The organism is Bradyrhizobium australafricanum (assembly GCF_020329495.1).
In the GTDB taxonomy this organism is placed as follows: Bacteria; Pseudomonadota; Alphaproteobacteria; order Rhizobiales; family Xanthobacteraceae; genus Bradyrhizobium; species Bradyrhizobium australafricanum.
In genome coordinates, this window is record NZ_JAGKJL010000003.1 from 23,080 (window position 1) to 43,277 (window position 20,198).

Annotated in this window: 15 protein-coding genes; 7 read left to right on the plus strand and 8 right to left on the minus strand. The window is 66.2% G+C overall.

Annotation, left to right across the window (positions count from 1 at the left end):
- Nucleotides 1-319 precede the first annotated feature (319 nt).
- The 4 genes from J6525_RS03610 to J6525_RS03625 form a co-directional block, all read right to left on the minus strand.
- Entirely contained in the window at nucleotides 320-2,533 is a 2,214-nt protein-coding gene (locus J6525_RS03610; protein WP_092088047.1) for a 3-hydroxyacyl-CoA dehydrogenase NAD-binding domain-containing protein, read from the minus strand.
- Nucleotides 2,534-2,552: 19 nt separating this feature from the next.
- On the minus strand, nucleotides 2,553-3,761 hold the full coding sequence (locus J6525_RS03615) for an acetyl-CoA C-acetyltransferase (protein WP_225642122.1): 1,209 nt from the start codon (nucleotides 3,759-3,761) through the stop codon (nucleotides 2,553-2,555).
- Nucleotides 3,762-3,898: 137 nt separating this feature from the next.
- Nucleotides 3,899-5,686 carry an acyl-CoA dehydrogenase C-terminal domain-containing protein gene (locus J6525_RS03620; protein ID WP_092088045.1) on the minus strand — a complete coding sequence of 596 codons (1,788 nt, stop codon included), beginning with the start codon at nucleotides 5,684-5,686 and terminating at the stop codon, nucleotides 3,899-3,901.
- 107 nt (nucleotides 5,687-5,793) lie between these two features.
- The gene (locus tag J6525_RS03625; RefSeq protein WP_225642124.1) at nucleotides 5,794-6,210 is read right to left on the minus strand and encodes a nuclear transport factor 2 family protein; all 417 of its coding nucleotides are present in this window, start codon (nucleotides 6,208-6,210) and stop codon (nucleotides 5,794-5,796) included.
- Nucleotides 6,211-6,370: 160 nt separating this feature from the next.
- Here J6525_RS03625 and J6525_RS03630 point away from each other — a divergent pair, with 160 nt between their 5' ends.
- From J6525_RS03630 to J6525_RS03650, 5 genes are all read left to right on the plus strand, one after another.
- On the plus strand, nucleotides 6,371-6,958 hold the full coding sequence (locus tag J6525_RS03630) for a PadR family transcriptional regulator (RefSeq protein WP_057016062.1): 588 nt from the start codon (nucleotides 6,371-6,373) through the stop codon (nucleotides 6,956-6,958).
- Between the two features lie 368 nt (nucleotides 6,959-7,326).
- Nucleotides 7,327-10,881: a tetratricopeptide repeat protein gene (locus tag J6525_RS03635; protein ID WP_225642126.1), complete on the plus strand. Its 3,555-nt coding sequence runs from the start codon at nucleotides 7,327-7,329 to the stop codon at nucleotides 10,879-10,881.
- Nucleotides 10,882-10,996: 115 nt separating this feature from the next.
- Complete coding sequence (locus J6525_RS03640; protein WP_225642128.1) at nucleotides 10,997-11,839, plus strand: COG3904 family protein; 843 nt, start codon at nucleotides 10,997-10,999, stop codon at nucleotides 11,837-11,839.
- A 265-nt stretch (nucleotides 11,840-12,104) separates the two neighbouring features.
- Nucleotides 12,105-13,034 (plus strand): sulfite exporter TauE/SafE family protein, encoded by a 930-nt coding sequence (locus J6525_RS03645; protein WP_076832838.1) that lies wholly within the window; start codon nucleotides 12,105-12,107, stop codon nucleotides 13,032-13,034.
- Nucleotides 13,031-13,813 carry a TIGR02186 family protein gene (locus J6525_RS03650; protein WP_092088037.1) on the plus strand — a complete coding sequence of 261 codons (783 nt, stop codon included), beginning with the start codon at nucleotides 13,031-13,033 and terminating at the stop codon, nucleotides 13,811-13,813. The genes J6525_RS03645 and J6525_RS03650 overlap by 4 nt, the downstream gene beginning before the upstream one ends.
- 1 nt (nucleotide 13,814) lies before the next feature.
- On the opposite strand, the gene J6525_RS03655 is transcribed toward J6525_RS03650, so the two are convergent.
- Nucleotides 13,815-15,125, minus strand: a complete 1,311-nt coding sequence (locus J6525_RS03655) for an aspartate aminotransferase family protein (RefSeq protein WP_225642130.1) — start codon at nucleotides 15,123-15,125, stop codon at nucleotides 13,815-13,817.
- Nucleotides 15,126-15,273: 148 nt separating this feature from the next.
- On the opposite strand from J6525_RS03655, the gene J6525_RS03660 reads away from it, so the two are divergent.
- Complete coding sequence (locus J6525_RS03660; protein ID WP_092088035.1) at nucleotides 15,274-15,765, plus strand: Lrp/AsnC family transcriptional regulator; 492 nt, start codon at nucleotides 15,274-15,276, stop codon at nucleotides 15,763-15,765.
- A gap of 14 nt (nucleotides 15,766-15,779) precedes the next feature.
- Here J6525_RS03660 and J6525_RS03665 read toward each other — a convergent pair whose 3' ends face one another.
- From J6525_RS03665 to J6525_RS03675, 3 genes are read right to left on the minus strand one after another with little or no spacing between them, the layout of a single operon-like run.
- Nucleotides 15,780-17,111: an NRAMP family divalent metal transporter gene (locus tag J6525_RS03665; RefSeq protein WP_225642132.1), complete on the minus strand. Its 1,332-nt coding sequence runs from the start codon at nucleotides 17,109-17,111 to the stop codon at nucleotides 15,780-15,782.
- A gap of 57 nt (nucleotides 17,112-17,168) precedes the next feature.
- Nucleotides 17,169-17,933, minus strand: a complete 765-nt coding sequence (locus tag J6525_RS03670) for an MBL fold metallo-hydrolase (protein WP_225642134.1) — start codon at nucleotides 17,931-17,933, stop codon at nucleotides 17,169-17,171.
- Nucleotides 17,930-18,856 (minus strand): DMT family transporter, encoded by a 927-nt coding sequence (locus J6525_RS03675; protein WP_092088029.1) that lies wholly within the window; start codon nucleotides 18,854-18,856, stop codon nucleotides 17,930-17,932. The genes J6525_RS03670 and J6525_RS03675 overlap by 4 nt, the downstream gene beginning before the upstream one ends.
- A gap of 98 nt (nucleotides 18,857-18,954) precedes the next feature.
- On the opposite strand from J6525_RS03675, the gene J6525_RS03680 reads away from it, so the two are divergent.
- Nucleotides 18,955-19,818: a LysR family transcriptional regulator gene (locus tag J6525_RS03680; protein WP_225642136.1), complete on the plus strand. Its 864-nt coding sequence runs from the start codon at nucleotides 18,955-18,957 to the stop codon at nucleotides 19,816-19,818.
- Nucleotides 19,819-20,198 lie beyond the last annotated feature (380 nt).

A 20,198-nucleotide genomic window follows, 5' to 3' on the forward strand; every position in this document is an offset into this window, starting at 1 on the left:
CAGTTGGGAACAAGCGTGGCGGGACTTTGACCGGCATGACCGTCGCACAACAGGATCAAGTCGGATCGATGACTGTACTTCAGGTCGCAGCAGCGGACTCCGCATCACCTCGCCCCGCGTGCGGGGAGAGGTCGGATTGCATCGACAGTTGCAATCCGGGTGAGGGGGAGTCTCCGCGAACTCGCTGCATCAAACTCGCGGAGACGGCCCCTCACCCCAACCCTCTAAGAGCGAGCTACGCTCGTCTCGACCCCGTAAGAACGGGGAGAGGGAGCGGAGAGACCTCGCCATCTCATCGCGATTTTGAAAGGCGACGACTTTACGCCGCCTGCTTCTTCGGCGGGAAGCGGCCGTAGAAGGTTTCGCCCTTGGCGGCCATCTCCTCGAGCAGCTTCGGCGGCGTGAAGCGCGAGCCGTACTTCTTCTCGAAGCTGTGGCAGAGCGCGACGAAGTTCCTGGTGCCCATGAAGTCGATGTAGGACAGCGCGCCGCCGGTGAACGGCGCGAAGCCGAAGCCGAGGATCGAGCCGACATCGGCCTCGCGCACGTCGGTGATGACGTGATCCTCGACGGTGCGCGCGGCCTCCACCGCCTGCACCACCAGGAAGCGCTGCTTCAACTCCTCGACGCTGAGCGTGTCGGGATCGAGCTGCTTGGGCTGCAGATTGGCGAGCCCCGGCCACAGGCTCTTCTGGCCCTTGCCCTTCTCGGGATAGTCGTAGAAGCCCTTGCCGTTCTTGCGGCCGAAGCGGCCCTGCTTCTCGACCATCTCGACCATCAGCTTCTTCTGCGCCTGGTCGATCGCGTTGGGGCCGAGATCGGCCTCGGTCGCCTTGGTGATCTTCAGGCCGAGATCGAGCGCGACCTCGTCCTGCAGCGACAGCGGCCCGACCGGCATGCCGGCCATCTTGGCGGTGTTCTCGATCATCGCCGGCGGCACGCCCTCGAGCAGCATCTCGTTGCCCTCGGAGATGTAACGCATCACGCAGCGGTTGGCGAAGAAGCCACGGGAGTCGTTCACCACGATGGGCGTCTTGCCGATCGCGCGGACATAGTCGAGTGCGGTCGCCAGCGCGACGTCGCCGGTGTTCTTGCCGAGGATGATCTCGACCAGCATCATCTTCTCGACCGGCGAGAAGAAGTGGATGCCGATGAACTTGCCCTGGTCCTTGAACTCCTCGGCCAGCGAATTGATCGGCAGGGTCGAGGTGTTGGAGGCGAAGATCGCGCCCGGCTTCAGCAGCGGCTGGGCCTTGGCATAGGTATCCGCCTTGACCTTGCGATCCTCGAACACCGCCTCGATGACGAGGTCGCAGTCCGAGATCACGTTGTAGTCTGATGTGGCCGAGATCCGCGCCAGGATGGCATCGGCCGCGTCCTGCTTCATCCGTCCCTTGGCGATCAGGCCATCGACCACGGTCTTGGCGTGGCCCTTGCCCTTGTCGGCGCTTTCCTGGTCGCGATCGACCAGCACGACGTCGATGCCGGCCTGCGCCGAGACATAGCCGACACTGGCGCCCATGAAGCCGGCGCCGATCACGGCGAGCTTCTTGACCTTGGTCGGCGGCACGCCCGCCGGGCGGCGGGCGCCCTTGTTCAGTTCCTGCATCGACAGGAACAGCGAGCGGATCATCGCCGCCGCTTCCTTCGAGCGCAGCACCTTGGTGAAGTAGCGCGACTCGACCCGCAGCGCGGCGTCGATCGGAAGCTGCAGGCCCTCATAGACGCAGCTCATGATGGCGCGTGCGGCCGGATAATTGTCGTAGGTCTCGCGGCGATAGATCGCGTTGCCGGCCGGGAACATCTGCATGCCCATCTTGGAGAAGACGGGGCCGCCGGGCAGCTTGAAGCCCTTCTCGTCCCACGGCGCGACCGCCTTGCCGCCGCCCTTGATCCAGTCCTTCGCGGCCTTGATCAGGTCGGCTGCCGGCACCACCGCGTGAATCAGGTTGAGTGCCTTGGCGCGGGTGAGATTGACCGCCTCACCCTTGAGCAGCAATTGCATCGCGTCCGCCGGCTGCACAAGACGCGGCACGCGCTGGGTGCCGCCGGCGCCGGGGAACAGGCCAACCTTGATCTCGGGCAGGCCGAGCCGGGTCTTCGGGTTCTCGGCCGCGACGCGGTAGTGGCAGGCCAGCGTGATCTCGAAGCCGCCGCCGAGCGCAAGGCCGTTGATCGCGGCGACCCACGGCTTGCCCGAGGTCTCGATCGCGCGGAACGACTGCGACATCTGGCGGCTCTGCTCGAACAGCATCTGGTTCGCGGCTTCCTCGCCCTTCTCCTTGAAGAGCTGCGCGTAAGAGCGGTTCATGCCCTCGAGCATCGAGAGGTCGGCGCCGGCGCAGAACGCCTCCTTCGCCGAGGTGATCACGACACCCTTGATCGCAGGATCGCTGGTCGTCTGCTTGATGATCTCGCCGATCTCCTGGGTCGAGATCTCGTCGAACACGTTCATCGAACGATCAGGGATGTCCCAGGTGACGAGCGCAATGCCGTCGGCGTCGACGTCGAACTTGAAATTCTTGTAAGCCATGTTGCTCGCTCCCCTCGCCTCAGACGCGCTCGATAATGGTGGCGGTGCCCATGCCGCCGCCGATGCACAGCGTCACCAGCGCGGTTTCCTTGTTGGTGCGCTCAAGCTCGTCGAGCACGGTGCCGAGGATCATCGCGCCGGTCGCCCCTAACGGATGGCCGAGCGCGATCGCGCCGCCATTGACGTTGATCTTGGCGTTGTCGATGTCGAACGCCTGGATGTAGCGCAGCACCACCGAGGCGAAGGCCTCGTTGAGCTCGAACAGGTCGATGTCCGACTTCTTCATGCCGGAGCGCTCGAACAGCTTTTCGGTGACGTCGACCGGGCCGGTCAGCATCATCGCGGGCTCCGAGCCGATATTGGCGAATGCGCGGATCTTCGCCCGCGGCTTCAACCCGTGCTTGGCGCCCGCCTCCTTGCTGCCGAGCAGCACGGCGCCGGCGCCGTCGACGATGCCGGAGGAATTACCGGCGTGATGCACGTAATTGACCTTCTCGACCTCGGGATGCGACTGGATCGCCACCGCGTCGAAGCCGGCCATCGCCGCCATCGCCGCGAAGGACGGCTGCAGCTGCGCCAGCGACTGCATCGTCGTGGTCGGGCGCATGTGCTCGTCCTTGGCGAGGATGGTCAGGCCGTTGACGTCCTTGACCGGCACCACCGACTTGCCGAAGCGGCCCTCGTCCCAGGCCTTGGCCGCGCGCTGCTGGCTCTGCACCGCGTAGGCGTCGACGTCGTCACGCGAGAAACCGTATTTGGTCGCGATCAGATCGGCCGAGATGCCCTGCGGCATGAAATAGGCCGGCACCGCCATCGAGGGATCCATCGGCCAGGCGCCGCCGGAGGCGCCGATGCCGACGCGGCTCATCGATTCCGCGCCGCCGCCGATCACGAGCTCATGCTGGCCGCTCATGATCTGGGCCGCGGCGAAGTTCACGGCATCGAGGCCGGAGGCGCAGAAGCGGCTGATCTGCACGCCCGGCACCTTCTCGCCGAGGCCGGCGTTCAGCGCCGCGAAACGGGCGATGTCCGAGCCGGCCTCGCCGACCGGATCGACCACGCCGAGCACGACGTCGTCGACGGAATCCTCGGGAAAATTGTTGCGCTCCTTGAGCGACTTCAGCGGCACCGTGGCGAGCGCCAGCGCGGTGACCTCGTGCAGCGCGCCGTCGGCCTTGCCGCGGCCGCGCGGGGTACGAACGTGATCGTAGATGTATGCCTCAGGCATGACGCCCTCCTTGATATGAGGATCATAATATATACGGAAGGACACGCCGCCGCAGCAGTGCGGCGGCAATTTTCAGGGCTTTCTTGTTTGACGCGTTTTCTTCACGCGAACCGGTCTCCACTTCGCTGGAAAACGCTTCAGAACGCTTCCGCGGCCAATTCCATCGTGGTGGCGCTGCCGCTCTGGATCCGGGCCAGATGCACGGCGGTCTCCGGCAGCAGCTTCTCCATGAAGAAGCGGCCGGTCACAAGCTTGGTGTTGAGGTAGGGCGTGGTGCCGGCGGCGGCCTTGTCCTGCGCCACCTTGGCCATCTTCGCCCACATGTAGCCGAGCGCGACGAGGCCGAACAATTTCATGTAGTCGGTCGCGGCGGCGCCGGCATTGTCGGGCTTGGCCAGCGCGTTCTGCATCAGCCAGCCGGTGGCCTGCTGCAGATGGCCGAGCGCGGTGGAGAGCGGGGTGATGAACGGCTTCATCGCCTCGTCGGCGCCATGCTCCTTGGCAAAAGCGCCGACCTCGCCGAAGAACGCCATCGCGGCACGGCCGCCGTCGCGCGGCAGCTTGCGGCCGACCAGGTCGAGCGCCTGGATGCCGTTGGCGCCCTCATAGATCATCGCGATGCGCGCATCGCGCACGAACTGCTCCATGCCGTGCTCGGCGATGTAGCCATGGCCACCGAACATCTGCTGCGCCGAGACCGTGTTGGCGAACCCGGTGTCGGTCAGGACACCCTTTAGCACCGGCGTCATCAGGCCCATGTGATCGTCGGCAGCCTGGCGATCCCCAGCGTCGTTGGAGCGGTGCGCGACGTCGCTCTTCAGCGCGGTCCATACTACCATGGCGCGCGCCGCCTCGTTGAAGGCGCGGATGGTGAGCAGCGTGCGGCGCACGTCGGGATGCACGATGATCGGATCGGCCGGCTTCTCGGGCTCCTTCACGCCGGTCAGCGAGCGGCCCTGCAGGCGCTCGCGGGCATAAGCGACCGCGTTCTGATAGGCGACCTCGGACTGCGCGAGGCCCTGCACGGCGACGCCGAGGCGGGCCTCGTTCATCATCACGAACATGCCCTGCATGCCCTTGTTCTCTTCGCCGATCAGCCAGCCGGTGGCGTTGTCGTAGTTCATCACACAGGTGGAATTGCCGTGGATGCCCATCTTGTGCTCGATCGAGCCGCAGCTGACGCCGTTGCGCTGCCCGAGCGAGCCGTCGGCATTGACCAGCACCTTCGGCACCACGAACAGCGAGACGCCCTTGATGCCGGCCGGCGCGCCTTCGATGCGCGCCAGCACCAGATGGATGATGTTCTCAGTGAGGTCGTGCTCGCCGGCGGAGATGAATATCTTGGTGCCCGTGATCTTGAAGCTGCCGTCGGCCTGGCGCACCGCCTTGGTGCGGAGCAGGCCGAGATCGGTGCCGCACTGCGGCTCGGTCAGGTTCATGGTGCCGGTCCACTGGCCGGCGACCATCTTCGGCACATAGGTCTGCTTCTGCTCGGGGGTGCCGTGCACCAGCAGCGCCGCGGTCGCGCCCATCGTCAGCCCGCCATACATCGAGAACGCCATGTTGGCGGAGATCTGGAATTCGTTGACGGCCTGCGAGAGCGTCACCGGCAGGCCCTGGCCGCCGAATTCCGTCGGCGCCGAGAGGCCGAGCCAGCCGCCTTCGGCGACCTGCTTGAAGGCATCCTTGAAGCCCTTCGGCGTGGCGACGCTGCCGTCGTCATTGCGCTTGCAGCCTTCGAGATCGCCTGTGCGATTGAGCGGCTGCAGCACCTCTTCGCTGAGCTTGGCGGCCTCGCCGAGGATCGCCTCGCGTACATCGGCCGAGGCATCGGTGAAGCCGGGAAGATTGCCGTAGCGGTCGATCTGGAAAACGTCGTTGAGCAGGAAGCTGACGTCTTCGACGGGGGCTTTGTAGGTTGGCATGCTGGTCTCCCGGCTGGCACGTGGCCGCATATGCGACGGACGCTGCGCAGCGTGTCCTTGGGTTGTTGGAGCGGACCTTATCCGGTTCCGGAGGTCCGCGGCAGATGCTATCGCGACTGTGATTGCGACGTTGCGCCGCTTTGCTTCATCAACTCCTCGCCCATCATCCGATGCAGCAGGTTGATCGCCTTGAGCGGACGCACCATCACCTTGAAATGCGTGATCCGGCCGTCACCATCGAACGTGATGATGTCGACGCCGTTGAGCTTGATGCCGTCAATCTCGTTCTCGAATTCGAGCACCGCGCCGGTGTCATTGCGCCACTCGCCGAGATACTTGAAGGTCGGGCCGCCGAGCACCTTGGCGGCGCTGGTGAGATATTTGAAGGTGATGTCGCGGCCACGCTGCGGCGTGTGCACGACCGGACTTTCGAACACCGCGTCGGGATCCAGCAGGTCCCACAGAGCGGCGGTGTCGTGGGACTTCATGTAGGCGTACCACTTGTCGAGGCCCGGCTTGCTCATTCGGACGTCTCCTGCGGCGGGGTTAAGAAGCCTGGACATCGGCGCGCGCGACAGGGCGGCACGCCGATCAACATATGCATATTGACGCATATGCACACTAACGCATAAAGTCAAGCGAACTTCAGAATGGCTTTTTGGGGAACTGAGATGGAGGTGGGCGTTGGCACTCGGTGACGCAATCCTTGCCTGCCTCACGGAACGTCCGATGACGGGCTATGAGCTCGCCAAGACGTTCGATGCGTCGATCGGCTTCTTCTGGAAGGCCGACCATCAGCAGATCTACCGGGAGCTCTCGCGGCTGCGCGACAAGGGCCATGTCCAGGGCCGCGAGGTGGTGCAGTCCGGCAAGCCCAACAAGCTGGTCTATACCCTGACCGCCGAAGGCCGCGCGGCGCTGAAGCACTGGGCAGCGCGCCCGAGCGTGCCGCCCTCGATCAAGGATGACCTTCTGGTCCGGCTCTATGCGCTCGACTGCGTCGATATCGAGCCGCTGCGCAACGACCTGATGGCGCGGCTGGAGCATCACCGCGACCGCTATGAGCGCTATGAGCGCCTGCTCAACAAGCGCTTCCCCGACGGCACCGCGCCGCCGGCCGATGTCGGCAAGATGCTCAGTCTGCGCCTCGGCATGCGCCATGAGCGCATGGTGGTGGAATGGTGCGAGGAGGCGCTCGACGCGCTCTCGGCCATGTCCGGCCGCAGCAATGTGCTGCCGCTCGACGACGGCAAGCGCGAAAGCAACGGCTAGAAACAAATCTTCAGCCTCCCCTTGAAAAGGGGAGGTCGCTTTGCTCGAAGAGCAAAGCGGGTGGGGATCATCTCTCTCCACACGCAGCAGTGTGTGCGGCTGACCCCCATCCCGACCTTCCCCCTTTCAGGGGGAAGGAGAAGCTTGGCGGCGACACAAGTCGCTGTCCTGATCCGGCGCAACAGGTTCCCGGATTCCCTAACTTTAGTGCCCGTCGGCCGCATTCCTTAACCCGTTATTTACCGTGACGGGAAAAAGTCAGCAGCTGAAGCAGACGCCCGGCGCAGAATTCGATTGTCTCTTAACGGGAATGCGCGGGGAGGCTGCGGGCGCAGGGTGTAGCGCCGGAGTCGGGACCGGACGGAATCATGAATTCGCGCGTATCGTGGAGTGTTGACGGCATCGATCCCTCCGTCCGCGACAGGGCCGAGGCGGCTGCGCGCCGCGCCGGCATGTCGTTGAACGACTGGCTCAACTCCACCGTCGGTGAACCGAGCCCGCCGGATTGGCGCATGGAGCAACGGCAGCCGATGCCGAGCCGGGAAAGCCGCGAGGTCGCCGATATCCACCAGCGGCTCGACGCCATCACCCGGCAGATCGAACAAATTGCAAAGCCTCTGACGCGCGCCGAAGCGGTGCGCGCCGAAGTGCCGCGCGGCCAGCCCGCCGTCGCGCGACAGCTGAACGACGCGATTTCGCGCCTCGATGCCCGGCTGTCGCAAATTTCGCGGCCGCAGCCGGCGCGCGAGCCGCAGCCACAGCCGATGCGTGAGTCGCAGATGCAGCGCGAGCCGCAGATGCATGACCGGCAACTGGAGGAGAGGCTGCGCCAGGCGGAGGCGGTCGAGCGGGCCGCAGCCCAGGTCTATCGCCCCTCGCCGCCACTGAGCCCGGCCTCGTTCGATTTCGCGATCGCGGAGATCGCCGCGCGCCAGAACGAGCTCGACGTATCAGCGCAACGCCAGATGCCGCCGCGCGGCGCGCCGCCGATGCCGCAATCGACGCCGCCGATGGCCGCCTATGCGCCACCGCCGCCGGCCGGGCCCGACTTCTCCTCGCTCGAGCGTCAGCTGCTCAAGATCACGAGCCAGATCGAGGCGCTGCAGCGGCCCGACCATATTGAACAGTCGATCGCGGCCTTCCGCGGCGAGCTTGCGGAGATCCGCCAGGCGATCACCGAGGCGATGCCGCGCCGGGCGATCGAGTCGATCGAGAACGAGATCCGCTCGCTGCATCACCGGATCGACGAGCTCCGCCAGGAGGGCCGCAACGGCCAAGGCCAGGCGATCGCCGGCATCGAACGCGCGCTGTCGGAAATCCGCGAGGCGCTGCGCACGCTGACGCCCGCCGAGCAGCTCACCGGCTACGACGAGGCGATCCGCAATCTCGGCGCCAAGCTCGACATGATCCTGCGCGCCAACGACGATCCGTCGACGGTGCATCAGCTCGAGAGCGCGATCGCCGCGCTGCGCGCCATCGTCTCCAACGTCGCCTCCAACGACGCGCTGCTGCAGCTCTCCGGGGACGTGCATGCGCTGGCCGCGAAGGTCGACCAGCTGTCGCAGATGTCGCGCGCCGAGAGCCATGGCGATGCCTTCGCCGGGATCGAGCAACGCATTGCCGCATTGGCCTCGACGCTGGAGACCCGCGAGCGGCCGGCCGGCTATGACAACACCGATGCCATCGAAGGCGCCCTGCGCTCGCTGTCGGAGCGGATCGACCGCCTGCAGGTCGGCAACGACAGTTCGTCGGCATTCACCCATCTCGAGCAGCGCGTCTCGTATCTGCTCGAGCGCCTGGAGTCCGCCGACCAGCGCTCCGGCAATCTCGGCCGGGTCGAGGAAGCGCTGCACGACATCATGCGGCACCTCGAGGCGCAGCACGCCCACATCGCCTCGCTCGCCGACGCCGCCCGCAACGTCAGCACCTCCTCGCCGCAGCCGATGATGGACAGCGGCATCGTCGACATGGTGAAGCGCGAGCTGTCCGACATCCGCTTCAGCCAGTCGGAGACCGACCGCCGCACTCAGGATTCGCTGGAGACCGTTCACAACACGCTCGGCCATGTCGTCGATCGTCTCGCGATGATCGAGAACGATCTGCGTACGGTGCGCACCGCGCCGCCTGCTCCCGCGCCGGCCGAGTCGCGGATGGAAGCTCCGCGGATGGAGATGCCGCGCGCGGCGATGTCGCAGCCGATCGCGCAGCCCAAACCTGAAGCGTACAAGCCTGAATCGTACAGGCCCGAATTGCCCAATCCTGCGCTGGCGCAGGAGCACTTCATGTCCGCGCCGCGCGAATTCCATGCCGCGCAGCCGGTCGAGAGCGCGCCGCCGCCGCTACCGCCGCGCGCGATCAGCGAGATCCTCGAGCCGCATGCGGCGTCCGCACGCGCCGCGATCGCGCCGGACCTGCCACCGGATCATCCGCTCGAACCGGGCACACGCCCCTCCGGCCGCGTCGCTTCGCCGTCGGAGCGGATCGCGGATTCCGAGCGCGCGATCTCTGATCTTCCCGCCGGCAAGAAGGAGCCGGTCTCGACATCGAGCTTCATCGCCGCCGCGCGCCGCGCCGCGCAGGCCGCTGCCGCGCAACCCGTCAACGAGAAGGCGGCGCGCGCCGCGAGCAAGGCTGCAGCCAAGGCCAAGGAGAAGGCCGACAAGGCCGCGAAGGCGGCTGCCGCCAAGGCCGGCACGGCCGCGGCCGGCGCGACGGCGACTGGCGCGCCGGAGGCGCAGCCTTCGACCATCACCTCCAAGATCCGTTCGCTGCTGGTCGGCGCGAGCGTGGTCGTGATCCTGCTCTCGACCGCCAAGATGGCGATGAATCTGCTCGACACCAGCTCCACGCCGCAGGTGCCGGCGATCGAGCACAGCGAGCCGGCCACGCCGCCCATGCAGCCGCCTGCCGAGAATTCCTTCGCGCCCGCCCCGGCTGCGCCGTCCGGCGTGCCCGGACCGTCAGTGCCCGGGCCGTCGATGACCTCGCCGACCCCGCTCGGCCGCCAGTCCAACAACACTCCGGCGCCGAACACGCTCGACAGCGCGCAGGTGACGATCCCACCGGCAATCGCGCCCGCACCCGCCGCCGCGCCTGAGCCGACCGCCGCGCCAACAGCCGCCGCCAACGACGTCACCGGCACGATTCCGACCGCACCGCCGCTCGGCGGCAAGCTCGCCATGGTCCAGATCCCGGCGGGCGAGAAGCTACCCGACGCGATCGGCGGTCCGGCACTGCGCACGGCTGCGATCAAGGGCGATGCGGCCGCGGCCTATGAAGTCGGCGTCCGCTTTGCCGAAGGCAAGGGCGTGACCGCCAATGTCGACGAAGCCGCCAAATGGTATGCCCGCGCAGCGCAGGCCGGCGTGGTGCCCGCGATGTTCCGGCTCGGCACCTTCTACGAGAAGGGCCTCAGCGTGAAGCGCGATTTCGATGTGGCGCGACGCTACTATGTGCAGGCCGCCGAGCGCGGCAACGCCAAGGCGATGCACAATCTCGCCGTGCTCGACGCCGATGGCGGCGGCAAGGGCGCCGACTACAAGAGCGCCGCGCAGTGGTTCCGCAAGGCGGCCGATCGCGGCGTTGCCGACAGCCAGGTCAATCTCGGCATCCTCTATGCCCGCGGCATCGGTGTCGAACAGAACCTCGCTGAGTCGTTCAAGTGGTTCAGCCTCGCGGCCGCGCAGGGCGACGCCGACGCCGGCCACAAGCGCGACGATATTGCCAAGCGGCTCGACCCGCAGTCGCTGGCCGCAGCGAAGCTGGCGATCCAGACTTTCACCGCCGAGCCGCAGCCGAGCGATGCGGTCAATGTGCCGGCGCCCGCCGGCGGCTGGGACGGCGCGGCCGCGCAGCCCGCAGCGGCGAAGCCGGTCAAGCAACCCTCGAAGCGGACCGCGGCGCTCGCCGCTCCAGCTCACTAGGTTCGAGACGGCTGCGGCGCCTTGACGGCGCCGCTGTCCTATACCTCCGGCCTTCCGCCGTGTAGACAGGCGCGCAGTTCCGCGCCGTCGGCGCACGCGTTCCGGAGGGTCAGGCTTGTCTGTCGACGATCGCCAGGATGATGGAACGGGCCACCGTTCGTCGCCGACCGGTCCCCGCGTTGCGCCGCCGCGGCAGGCGCCGTCTCCATTCGCCCCGCGCCCCTCGGCCTCGCCTCCGCCGACGCCGCAACGGAACGCGGCATCGCCGCCCCGCGCCTTCCGGTTCTCGCTCTGGTCCATCATCATCTTCGTGCTGCTGCTGTCGAGCGTCGCCATCCAGGCTTACCGTGACCTGTCGACGCCGGGCGCCTGGGACTTCTGGCGCGAGACCTACATCGCGGCCAGCATGACGTCGGCGGTGATTCCCGATGTCGACATCGACGGATCGGGCCGCGGCCGGCGGGCGCTTGCGCTCAGCGGCAAGATCGGCTCGGCCAGCGCGAGCTGGTTCCGCGACCGGCTCAGCGAGGCGCGTCTCGCACCGGGCGACGTCGTGCTGCTGTCGTCGCCGGGCGGTGCGCTGAACCAGGCCGCCATCATGGGCGAGGTCATCCGCACGCACGGGCTGGTCACCGCGGTCGCCACCGCCGGCGCCTCGGGCAAGCTCCGCCCCGCGTCCTGCGCCAGCGCCTGCGTCCTGGTCTATGCCGGCGGCCAGACCCGCTATGGCATCGCGGGCTCGCGACTCGGCGTGCATCGCTTCACGACGAGCACGCCCGTCAGCGATCCCCTCGCCGAGGCCCAACGCATCCAGGGCATGGTGCTGGGCTACATGACCAAGATGGGCGTCTCTTCCGGGATCGTCGAGGCGATGTCGCAAACCTCCGATATCCGCTGGCTGAACCCGAAAGAAGCGCTCGCGCTGAACCTGATCACCAAGCCGGTCGATCGGCCGTGAGGCGACACAGGCGTCATTAATCTGAATTATCAACCACGTCCGCAGACGGCGGCCAGGTGCGGCGAAAAATGCCCTCGGGAGCGGATTCTTTAGTCCCTCCCCCCGCCGATTTCAGTTATGCAAGAACGCGGCAATCGACCCGCGTTCGCCTGCGTCTTGCGCGCCGACCGGATTCGTTCAGCCGGAGAATGCCCGACCAGAACGACATCACGCCGTGATGCGGCCTTGTGCCGAGTTCGCGGCGAACCGACAAGAAGCGACGCGCGTGCAGCTCTATCTCCCGATCGCCGACATTCCGGTCAATGTCTTCCTCATCCTGGCGATGGGTGCGGCGGTTGGATTCGTCTCCGGCATGTTCGGCATCGGCGGCGGCTTCCTGATGACGCCGCTGCTGATCTTCGTCGGCATCGCGCCCGCGGTCGCGGTTGCCTCCGTCGCCAGCCATATCGCGGCCTCCTCGTTCTCCGGCGCCATTTCCTATTGGCGCAGACGCGCGATCGATCCGCTGCTGGCGGCAGTGCTGCTGGTCGGAGGCACGCTCGGCACCACGTTCGGGGTGTGGACCTTCACCTTCCTGCGCTCGCTCGGCCAGCTCGACCTGATGATCGCGCTGTCCTACGTCATCCTGCTGACGACGGTCGGTGGGCTGATGTTCTGGGAAGGTTTGCGCGCGATGCTGCGCGTCCGCCGCGGCGGTCCGATCGCGCTGCGCAAGCCCGGCAGCCATGGCTGGATCCACGGCCTGCCCCTGAAGCTGCGCTTCAAGCGCTCCAAGATCTATCTCTCCGTCATCCCGGTCGTCGTGGTCGGACTCGCGATCGGCTTCATCGGCGCGGTGATGGGAATCGGCGGCGGCTTCATCCTGGTGCCGCTGATGATCTATGTGCTGCGGGTGCCGACCTCGACCGTGATCGGCACCTCGATGGTGCTCACCCTCGTCACCATGGTGTTCGCAACCATGCTGCACGCGGTGACCAACCATCTGGTCGACGCCGTGCTGGCCCTGATCCTGATGGTTGGCGGCGTCACCGGCGCGCAGTTCGGCGCCCGCGCCGGCCAGAAGATCCGCGGCGAGCATCTGCGCCTGCTGCTCGGCCTGCTGGTGCTCGCGGTCGGCATCCGCTTTGCGGTGGAACTGGTGATCCGGCCGCAGGACCTCTACAGCATCCGCGAAACCGGCGGAGCCCCGCCATGAGGCTGCGCGCGGCGCTCGCGATCATCGGCTTCGCCGCCGCCGGCCTGGCGGCCGCGCCCGCTCATGCCGAGCGGCTGATCGTGTCGGTCTCCAACCACCGCGTCACGGTGACGCCGAACTATTCCGGCGGCGAGCTCGTGCTGTTCGGCTCGGTCGAGAAGGACGACAAGGCGCCGCCCAATCGCAACAATTACGATCTCGTCGTCACGGTGTCCGGCCCGCGCGCCGACATGGTGACGCGGCGCAAGGAGCGCAAATTCGGCATCTGGATCAACACCGACTCGCGCCAGTTCCTGCAGGTGCCGGGCTATCTCGCGCTGTTCTCGAATCGCCCGTTCGACCAGATCGCCTCGCCCGAGGTGCAGCGGCGGCAGCAGCTCGGGCTCAACAACGTGCTGCTGATGCAGCGGGTCGGGCCCGACTATGCCGACGTGGTGCCGAACGACCCGTTCCGCAGCGCCTTCGTGCGGCTGCGCTCCGAGCACGGGCTGTACCGTGAGGCGACCTCGGCGGTGACCTTCCTGACCCCGACCCTGTTCCGCACAGGCATTCCGCTGCCGGCGGAGGTGCCGATCGGCACCTATAATGTCGAGATCAAGCTGTTTTCCGACGGCGCGCTGGTGACCAAGGCCGAGACCGCGTTCGAGATCGTCAAGGTCGGCTTCGAGCAATTCGTCGCCACCACCGCGCGGCATAACGGCCTTGTCTACGGCCTGATCACCGCGTTCATGGCGCTGATGACCGGCTGGATGGCCTCGATCGTGTTCCGCAAGGATTGATTTAGCCAGCCCTGCTTTGCAATGCGCTGTCGAACGCGTCGCTGAGGATCGAGAGGCCAAGATCGATCTCGTCGTCGCTGATCGTCAGCGGCGGGGCGATGCGGAATACGCTGCCCATGCCGGGCAACTGAACGATGTTAGTGCTCAGTCCAAGCTGCATGCAGCGCTGAGAGACACGCGTTCCGAGCGCTTCGTCAGGCTCCTTGCTGTAACGGTCGCGCACGATCTCGATGCCCTGCATCAGCCCCCTGCCGCGCACGTCACCGATGCATTCGAACCGGTTCTGGAGTGCGAGGAGCCCATCCCTCAGCCGCGCGCCCGCTATCCTGGCGCGCTCGACCAATCTGTCGCGAAGGATGATCTCGATGACCTTCAGCCCGACCGCGGCCGGCATCGGGTCCGACACATGCGTCGTATAGAACAGGAAACCACGTTCGTGACACCGCTCTTCGATCTCGGCGGAGGTGATGACCGCAGCCAGAGGCAGGCCGGCGCCGAGCGTCTTCGACAAGGTCAGGATGTCAGGCACGGCGCCGTCGCGCTCGAATGCGAACATGGCGCCGGTCCTACCGAGGCCGGTCTGCGCCTCGTCGACGATCAGCAGCATGCCGCGTGCCCGGCACAGCTCTTTCAGTTCGGCAAGGTAGCCTTCAGGCAGGTCGATCAGCCCGCCGGAGCTGAGGATGGGCTCGGCGATCATGCAGGCGAGCGAGCCGGTCGATTGGCGATCGATCAGATCGAAGGCGTAGGCCAGCTCGGCCCGCCAGTCGGCCGCGTTGCCGAAGCGCGGGCGATAGGGGTTCGGCGTCGGGATCGCGAGCGAGCCGACCGGCGCGGGACCATAGCCCTTGCGGCCGGCCGAATAGGTCGTTCCGGCCGCGCCAGACGTCATTCCGTGCCAGGACTGTGCGAACGCGACGGTCTCGAAGCCGCCGGTGGCGAGCTTGGCCATCTTGATCGCAGCCTCGTTCGACTCGCCGCCGGTGCTCAGCAGCATGACGCGATCAAGCCCCGGCGGCAGCAGGCCCGCGAGCTGTTCGGCCAGCGCGACGACCGGGCGCGTCAGCATGCCGCTGAACAGATGGTCGAGCCGTTCGGCATGCTCGCTGATGGTCTGGACGATCTCCGGGTGACCATGACCGAGCACGGCGCTCATCTGCCCGGACGTGAAATCCAGGATGGCCCGGCCGTCGGCGTCATAGACGAAGGACCCGGAGGCGCGCTCGATGATGACGGGAGCGAACGTCCCGCCATAGCGAATGAGGTGCCGCCGCGCGCGATCCCAAAAGGATTTGTCGTCATTTCCGGCCATGCCCGCTCCTTGCTGCTCGGTCGCGGCGATCAAAGAACCCTCGCACCACATCTTATGCGCGCGCGAGGGCAATGACATTGCGATTTGAGATGCATTTCAGCCCTTCTTCTGCAATCAATTGCGCAAAAGATCGAAAATGCGAAAAAAAATGGGAACCGCGATCGTGATTGACGAGATCGACCGTAAAATCCTCGACGTGCTGCAGGTCGAGGGGCGGATCACGAATCTCGAGCTGGCCGAGCGGATCGGCCTCTCGTCCGCCCCCTGCATGCGACGCGTTCGCACCCTCGAAGAGGCCGGCGTCATCAATTCCTATGTGGCGCTGGTGGACCCGACGCGGGTTGGACTCGGGTTCGACGTGATCGTCGAGGTCCGTCTCAAGCAACAGAACAGGGAATCCTTCACGCGCTTCGAGCGGAAGGTGATCGACCTTCCGGAGGTCGTCGAATGTTGCATGATTGCCGGCGATTGGGATTACTCGCTACGGATCGTGTCCTCGGACCTCGCGCGCTACCAATCGTTCATCCTCGATCGCCTCATGCATCCGGACAGCGATATCGCGAGCTACCGCACGACGATCATCCTGCGAAAGGTCAAATCGACGACCAAGATCGATAGCTCGCTGTTCGGCGAGGGTTGAGGAGTTCGAACAAGCTACAGCAGGAAGCCGATCCCCATCGCGATCACGCTGAGCGCCATCGCTCCGGTCGAGAGCCAGCCGAGCCAGTACAGCCAGCCGCCGACCACAAAGCGGTCCATGACGTCGCGGCGGCGGGCCATGAACATCAGCAGCACCATCACGGGCACCGCGAGCACGCCGTTGACGACCGCACTCCAGTACAACGCCGCGATCGGATCGATCGGCGTGAAGTTGAGCGCGATGCCGATGCCGCCCGACAGCGCCAGCACCGAATAGAACGCGATCGCCTCCTTCGGCCTGCGCGTCAGCCCAACCCGCCATCGCCGGCCCTCGCCGACCGCATAAGCCGTCGCACCCGCGAGCACCGGAATCGCCAGAAGGCCGGTGCCGACGATGCCGAGCGCGAAGATCACCTCGGCAAACGGCCCGGCGATCGGGCGCAGCGCCTCGGCGGCCTGCGCCGAGGTCTGGATGTCGGTCTTGCCGGTGGCGTGCAGCGATGCGGCGGCGGTGACGATGATCGACAATGCGATCAGGTTCGAAAACGCCATGCCGGTAATGGTATCGGCGCGGATGCGCGAGAATTCGTGCTGGGCGCCGTAATGCCGTTCGATCAGCGGATGCTTGGTGGCGTCGAGCCGCTGCTCCTCCGCCTCCTGCGAGGCCTGCCAGAAGAACAGATAGGGCGAGATCGTGGTGCCGAGGATCGCAACGATGGTCGTGAAATAGTCGGCGCTCCAGCTGATGCGCGGCAGCAGCACGCCGGCCAGGGCCTCCATCCACGACACCTTGGCAAAGGCGAGCGCCGCGACATAGGCGAACAGGCTGAGCGTCAGCCATTTCAGGATCGTGACGTAGCGCCGGTAGTTCATGAAGATCTGCGCGGCCACCGAGGTGACGCCGAACAGCACCACATAGAGAATGGCCGGACCGCCGATCAGAAGCTTTGCCGCATCGGCCATGGCCGAGAGGTCGGCCGCGATATTGATGGTGTTGGCCATCGACAGCAGCGTCACCACGACGGCGAGCAGCCAGCCTGGATAATGCCGGCATACATTGCCCGCGATGCCATGCCCGGTGACGCGGCCGACCCGCGCCGAGATTTCCTGGATCGCGCTCATCAGCGGAAACGTCAGCAGCATGGTCCAGCCAATGCCGTAGCCGAGTTGCGCGCCGGCCTGGCTGTAGGTGCCGATCCCCGAAGGGTCGTCGTCGGAAGCGCCGGTGATCAGCCCGGGGCCGAGCGTCTTCAGGACACGGCTGAAACTGAACGGCTGGCGCCGAGGCTTCGCCGCCGGCGCATCGTCATGTTTGTCGTGTGGTGAGATTGTCCCTTGCCGCGTCATGTCCGGTTCCAGCCGTCTGACAACGAGCCGGATACCGGCAAGGTTCCTGAGGCGAACCTACGGCTCGATGACCGTGGCGACGCCGGGTTCGAGGATGCGCAGACGGCGGCCGAAGCCGAGCGTATCGAAGCTCGCGCGCAGGTCGTTCGCGCTTTGCCGGAAATGCGCCCAGCCGTCGGTATGAACCGGCACGATCACCGCGTCCGCAAAGGCGTGCGCGGTCTCGATCGCGTCATTGGTGTCCATGGTGAGATGGAAGGGGCCGCGGGTTTGCGCGGCGCCGGCGAACGGCAGCACCACGCCGCAGTCGAAGCGCCGCGCAACCTCGGCGACGCCGTCGAACCAGGTGGTGTCGCCGCTGACATAGACCGGACGGCCCGGTTTTGCCGGCTGCACGACGAAGCCGATGACGTCGCCGGACAACGGCTCGATCCCCGCCGGTCCGTGCCGCGCCGGCGTCGCGGTGATGGTGAGGGTCCGGCCACCCTTCTGCAACTCGGTCGAGGCCCAGGGCGCAAAGCCCTCGGCGTTGCCGCCGAGCCGCCTGGCGCCGGCCTCCGTCGTCAGCACGCGCTTCGCCTCTTTAAGGAAATCCCGGCCGGTATGGTCGAGATTGTCGGAATGCTGGTCGTGGCTCAGCAGCACCGCATCGATCGCGCCGACATCGCGCGCGCCGAGCGCGGGGCCCGTCAGCTTCTCCAGTTTCACATGCGGCAATTGATACTCGCCGGGCGCATCGAAGGTCGGATCGGTGAGCAGGCGGAACCCGTCGATCTCGATCAGGGCGGTGGGACCTCCGATCAGCGTGATGGTGATGCTCACGTCCTACTCCTGTTGGCCGCGGCTGCCGCCGGGCGGGTCACTAGGTAAATGCCGAGCGCCACCGGAACGATCCCGAGCAGGTCGCGAAATTCGACATGCTCGCCGAGCACGAGATAGGCGAACAGCATGCCGAGCGGCGGCATCAGGAAGTGATAGGCGCTTGCGGCGGTCGCACCACACACTTTCAGGAGATGAAACCAGAGCAGATAGGCGAGGATCGAGCCGCCGAGCACGAGGAAGGCGAAGGCGCCGGCAAGCCGCATGCTGGGCACGATGTCGCTGACACTGGAGAGCGTGAAGGCGAACGGCATCACCGCAAGGCCGCCGGCCATGTTCTGGATGCCGTTGCCGATCCACAGGCTGCCTTTCGGTGCCAGCAGCTTGAACAGCACGATGCCGGCGACGATCGAGGCGAGCGAGGCCAGCGTGAACAAGATGCCATGCGGGCTGTCCGATCCGACCGACATGCGATGCCAGACGATGAAGGCGACGCCGACGATGCCGAGCACGAGACCAATCACCTTGCGCAAGGTCATGCTCTCACCGAGGAACAGCGCTGCCAGCATGGCGGTGAACACCGGATTGGCCGAGACGATCAGCGCGCCAAGTCCGGCGGAGACCGTCTTCAGGCCGGTATAGCCGAGGCCGAGATAGAGCGCGTTGTTGGCGACGCCGAGCACGGCGAACACCGCCGCATCGCGCCAGGTGAGATCCCATTGGTCGCGGCGCAGCCAGGAGATGGCGAGGATCAAGACCCCGGCGAGCGAAAACCGCGCGGCGAGCAGGATCAGCGGCGGGCAGTCGGTGACGCCGATTTTGCCGGCCACGAACGCGTAGCTCCAGAGCAGGCAGAACAGGGCAATCAGCAGCGGCAGGGTGTTGAAGCGGGCGCGGGGGGCGGCCATCGAGGTAGCGGCGGACATGGGCGAATTCTCCTTCGGCCATGATCTAGGCCCGCGCCTTGATATTTGGAAATTAAATGATAGAATGGCGTGCAGTGGATTTACAAATGGAGGCTGCGATGCTCGACCTGGAGCTGTTGCGCAGTTTCGTCTCGGTGGTCGATGCCGGCGGCTTCACCCGCGCCGGAGAGCGCGTCCACCGCACGCAGTCGACGGTGAGCCAGCAGATCAAGCGCCTGGAGGAGGATGTCGGCCAGCCGCTATTGATCCGTAGCGGCAAGGACGTCACCCCGACGGAAGCCGGCGAGCGGCTGTTGACCTATGCGCGGCGGCTATTGTCGCTCGCCGAAGAGGCCCGCGACGTGCTCTCGCGCCCCGGCAGCGAAGGCGCGATCCGGATCGGCATCACCGAGGATTTTGCCGCCTATCGGCTAACAAAGCTGCTCGCGACCTTTGCGCGCAGCCATCCGAATCTGCGGCTCGACGTGCGCTCCGGCCAGAGCCTGTTCCTGTACCGTGATCTCGAATGCGGCGATCTCGATCTCGCGCTGATCAAGCGCGCCGCCAATGAGAAGGGCGGCATCGCGGTGTGGCCGGAACGCGTGCACTGGGTCACCAGCAAGAGCCACCCGCGCAATACGACGGCCGGCTCGGTTCCGCTGATCGGTTTCGCCTCGGGCTGTCTCTACCGCGCCCGCGCCATCCATGCGCTGGAGAGCGCCGGCCGCAACTGGCACATGGCCTACACCTCCTCCAGCCTCGCCGGCATCCAGGCCGCGGTCGCCGCGGGCCTCGGGCTCAGCATCCTGTCGGAAATGTCGATCCAGGCGGAGCATCGCGTGCTGACCGCAAAGGACGGCTTTACGCCGATCGACCGCACCGAGGTCGCCCTCGTCGCCGCGCCCGAAGCCAGCCCGGCGACACTCCGGCTGGCGGACAGGCTCGCGGAGTATTGCGAAAGCGTGCAGGCGAAGGCGGCTTAGGGCGAGGTCGCGCAACAATCTCTGCTGTCGTCCCTGCGAAAGCACTAGCGTATATACATATCCTCCGCAGTCTTTCCGGAGTCTTCTCAAAGAGTTGGCCGAAAACCGCAGAGAACTTACTCATCTGCACTAGGGTTGCGCCCGCCGATTTCGGCTCTCGCCTAGTAGCTAACCCCTTGATGATGAGTCGGTTTTCTAGCCTCGAAGAGATGTGTAAATGCCCTAGTGCGAAAGCAGGGACGCATAACCACCGCATGCAGTTGTGATGCCGCGCTGGGGCCACAGCTTTGCGCAATCTCGAACAGTGGTGGTTATGGGTCCCGGGTCGCGCGGAGCCTGTCATCGGGCGGCGCTTCGCGCCGACCCGTTGGCTTGCCCGG

Excerpts from the sequence above, each read along its gene's own strand:
- J6525_RS03625 (WP_225642124.1), bottom strand. The coding sequence starts at position 6,210 with ATGAGCAAGCCGGGCCTCGACAAGTGGTACGCCTACATGAAGTCCCAC.
- J6525_RS03635 (WP_225642126.1), top strand. The coding sequence starts at position 7,327 with ATGAATTCGCGCGTATCGTGGAGTGTTGACGGCATCGATCCCTCCGTC.
- J6525_RS03655 (WP_225642130.1), bottom strand. The coding sequence starts at position 15,125 with ATGGCCGGAAATGACGACAAATCCTTTTGGGATCGCGCGCGGCGGCAC.
- J6525_RS03665 (WP_225642132.1), bottom strand. The coding sequence starts at position 17,111 with ATGACGCGGCAAGGGACAATCTCACCACACGACAAACATGACGATGCG.
- J6525_RS03610 (WP_092088047.1), bottom strand. The coding sequence starts at position 2,533 with ATGGCTTACAAGAATTTCAAGTTCGACGTCGACGCCGACGGCATTGCG.
- J6525_RS03620 (WP_092088045.1), bottom strand. The coding sequence starts at position 5,686 with ATGCCAACCTACAAAGCCCCCGTCGAAGACGTCAGCTTCCTGCTCAAC.
- J6525_RS03675 (WP_092088029.1), bottom strand. The coding sequence starts at position 18,856 with ATGTCCGCCGCTACCTCGATGGCCGCCCCCCGCGCCCGCTTCAACACC.
- J6525_RS03660 (WP_092088035.1), top strand. The coding sequence starts at position 15,274 with ATGGGAACCGCGATCGTGATTGACGAGATCGACCGTAAAATCCTCGAC.
- J6525_RS03615 (WP_225642122.1), bottom strand. The coding sequence starts at position 3,761 with ATGCCTGAGGCATACATCTACGATCACGTTCGTACCCCGCGCGGCCGC.
- J6525_RS03680 (WP_225642136.1), top strand. The coding sequence starts at position 18,955 with ATGCTCGACCTGGAGCTGTTGCGCAGTTTCGTCTCGGTGGTCGATGCC.
- J6525_RS03650 (WP_092088037.1), top strand. The coding sequence starts at position 13,031 with ATGAGGCTGCGCGCGGCGCTCGCGATCATCGGCTTCGCCGCCGCCGGC.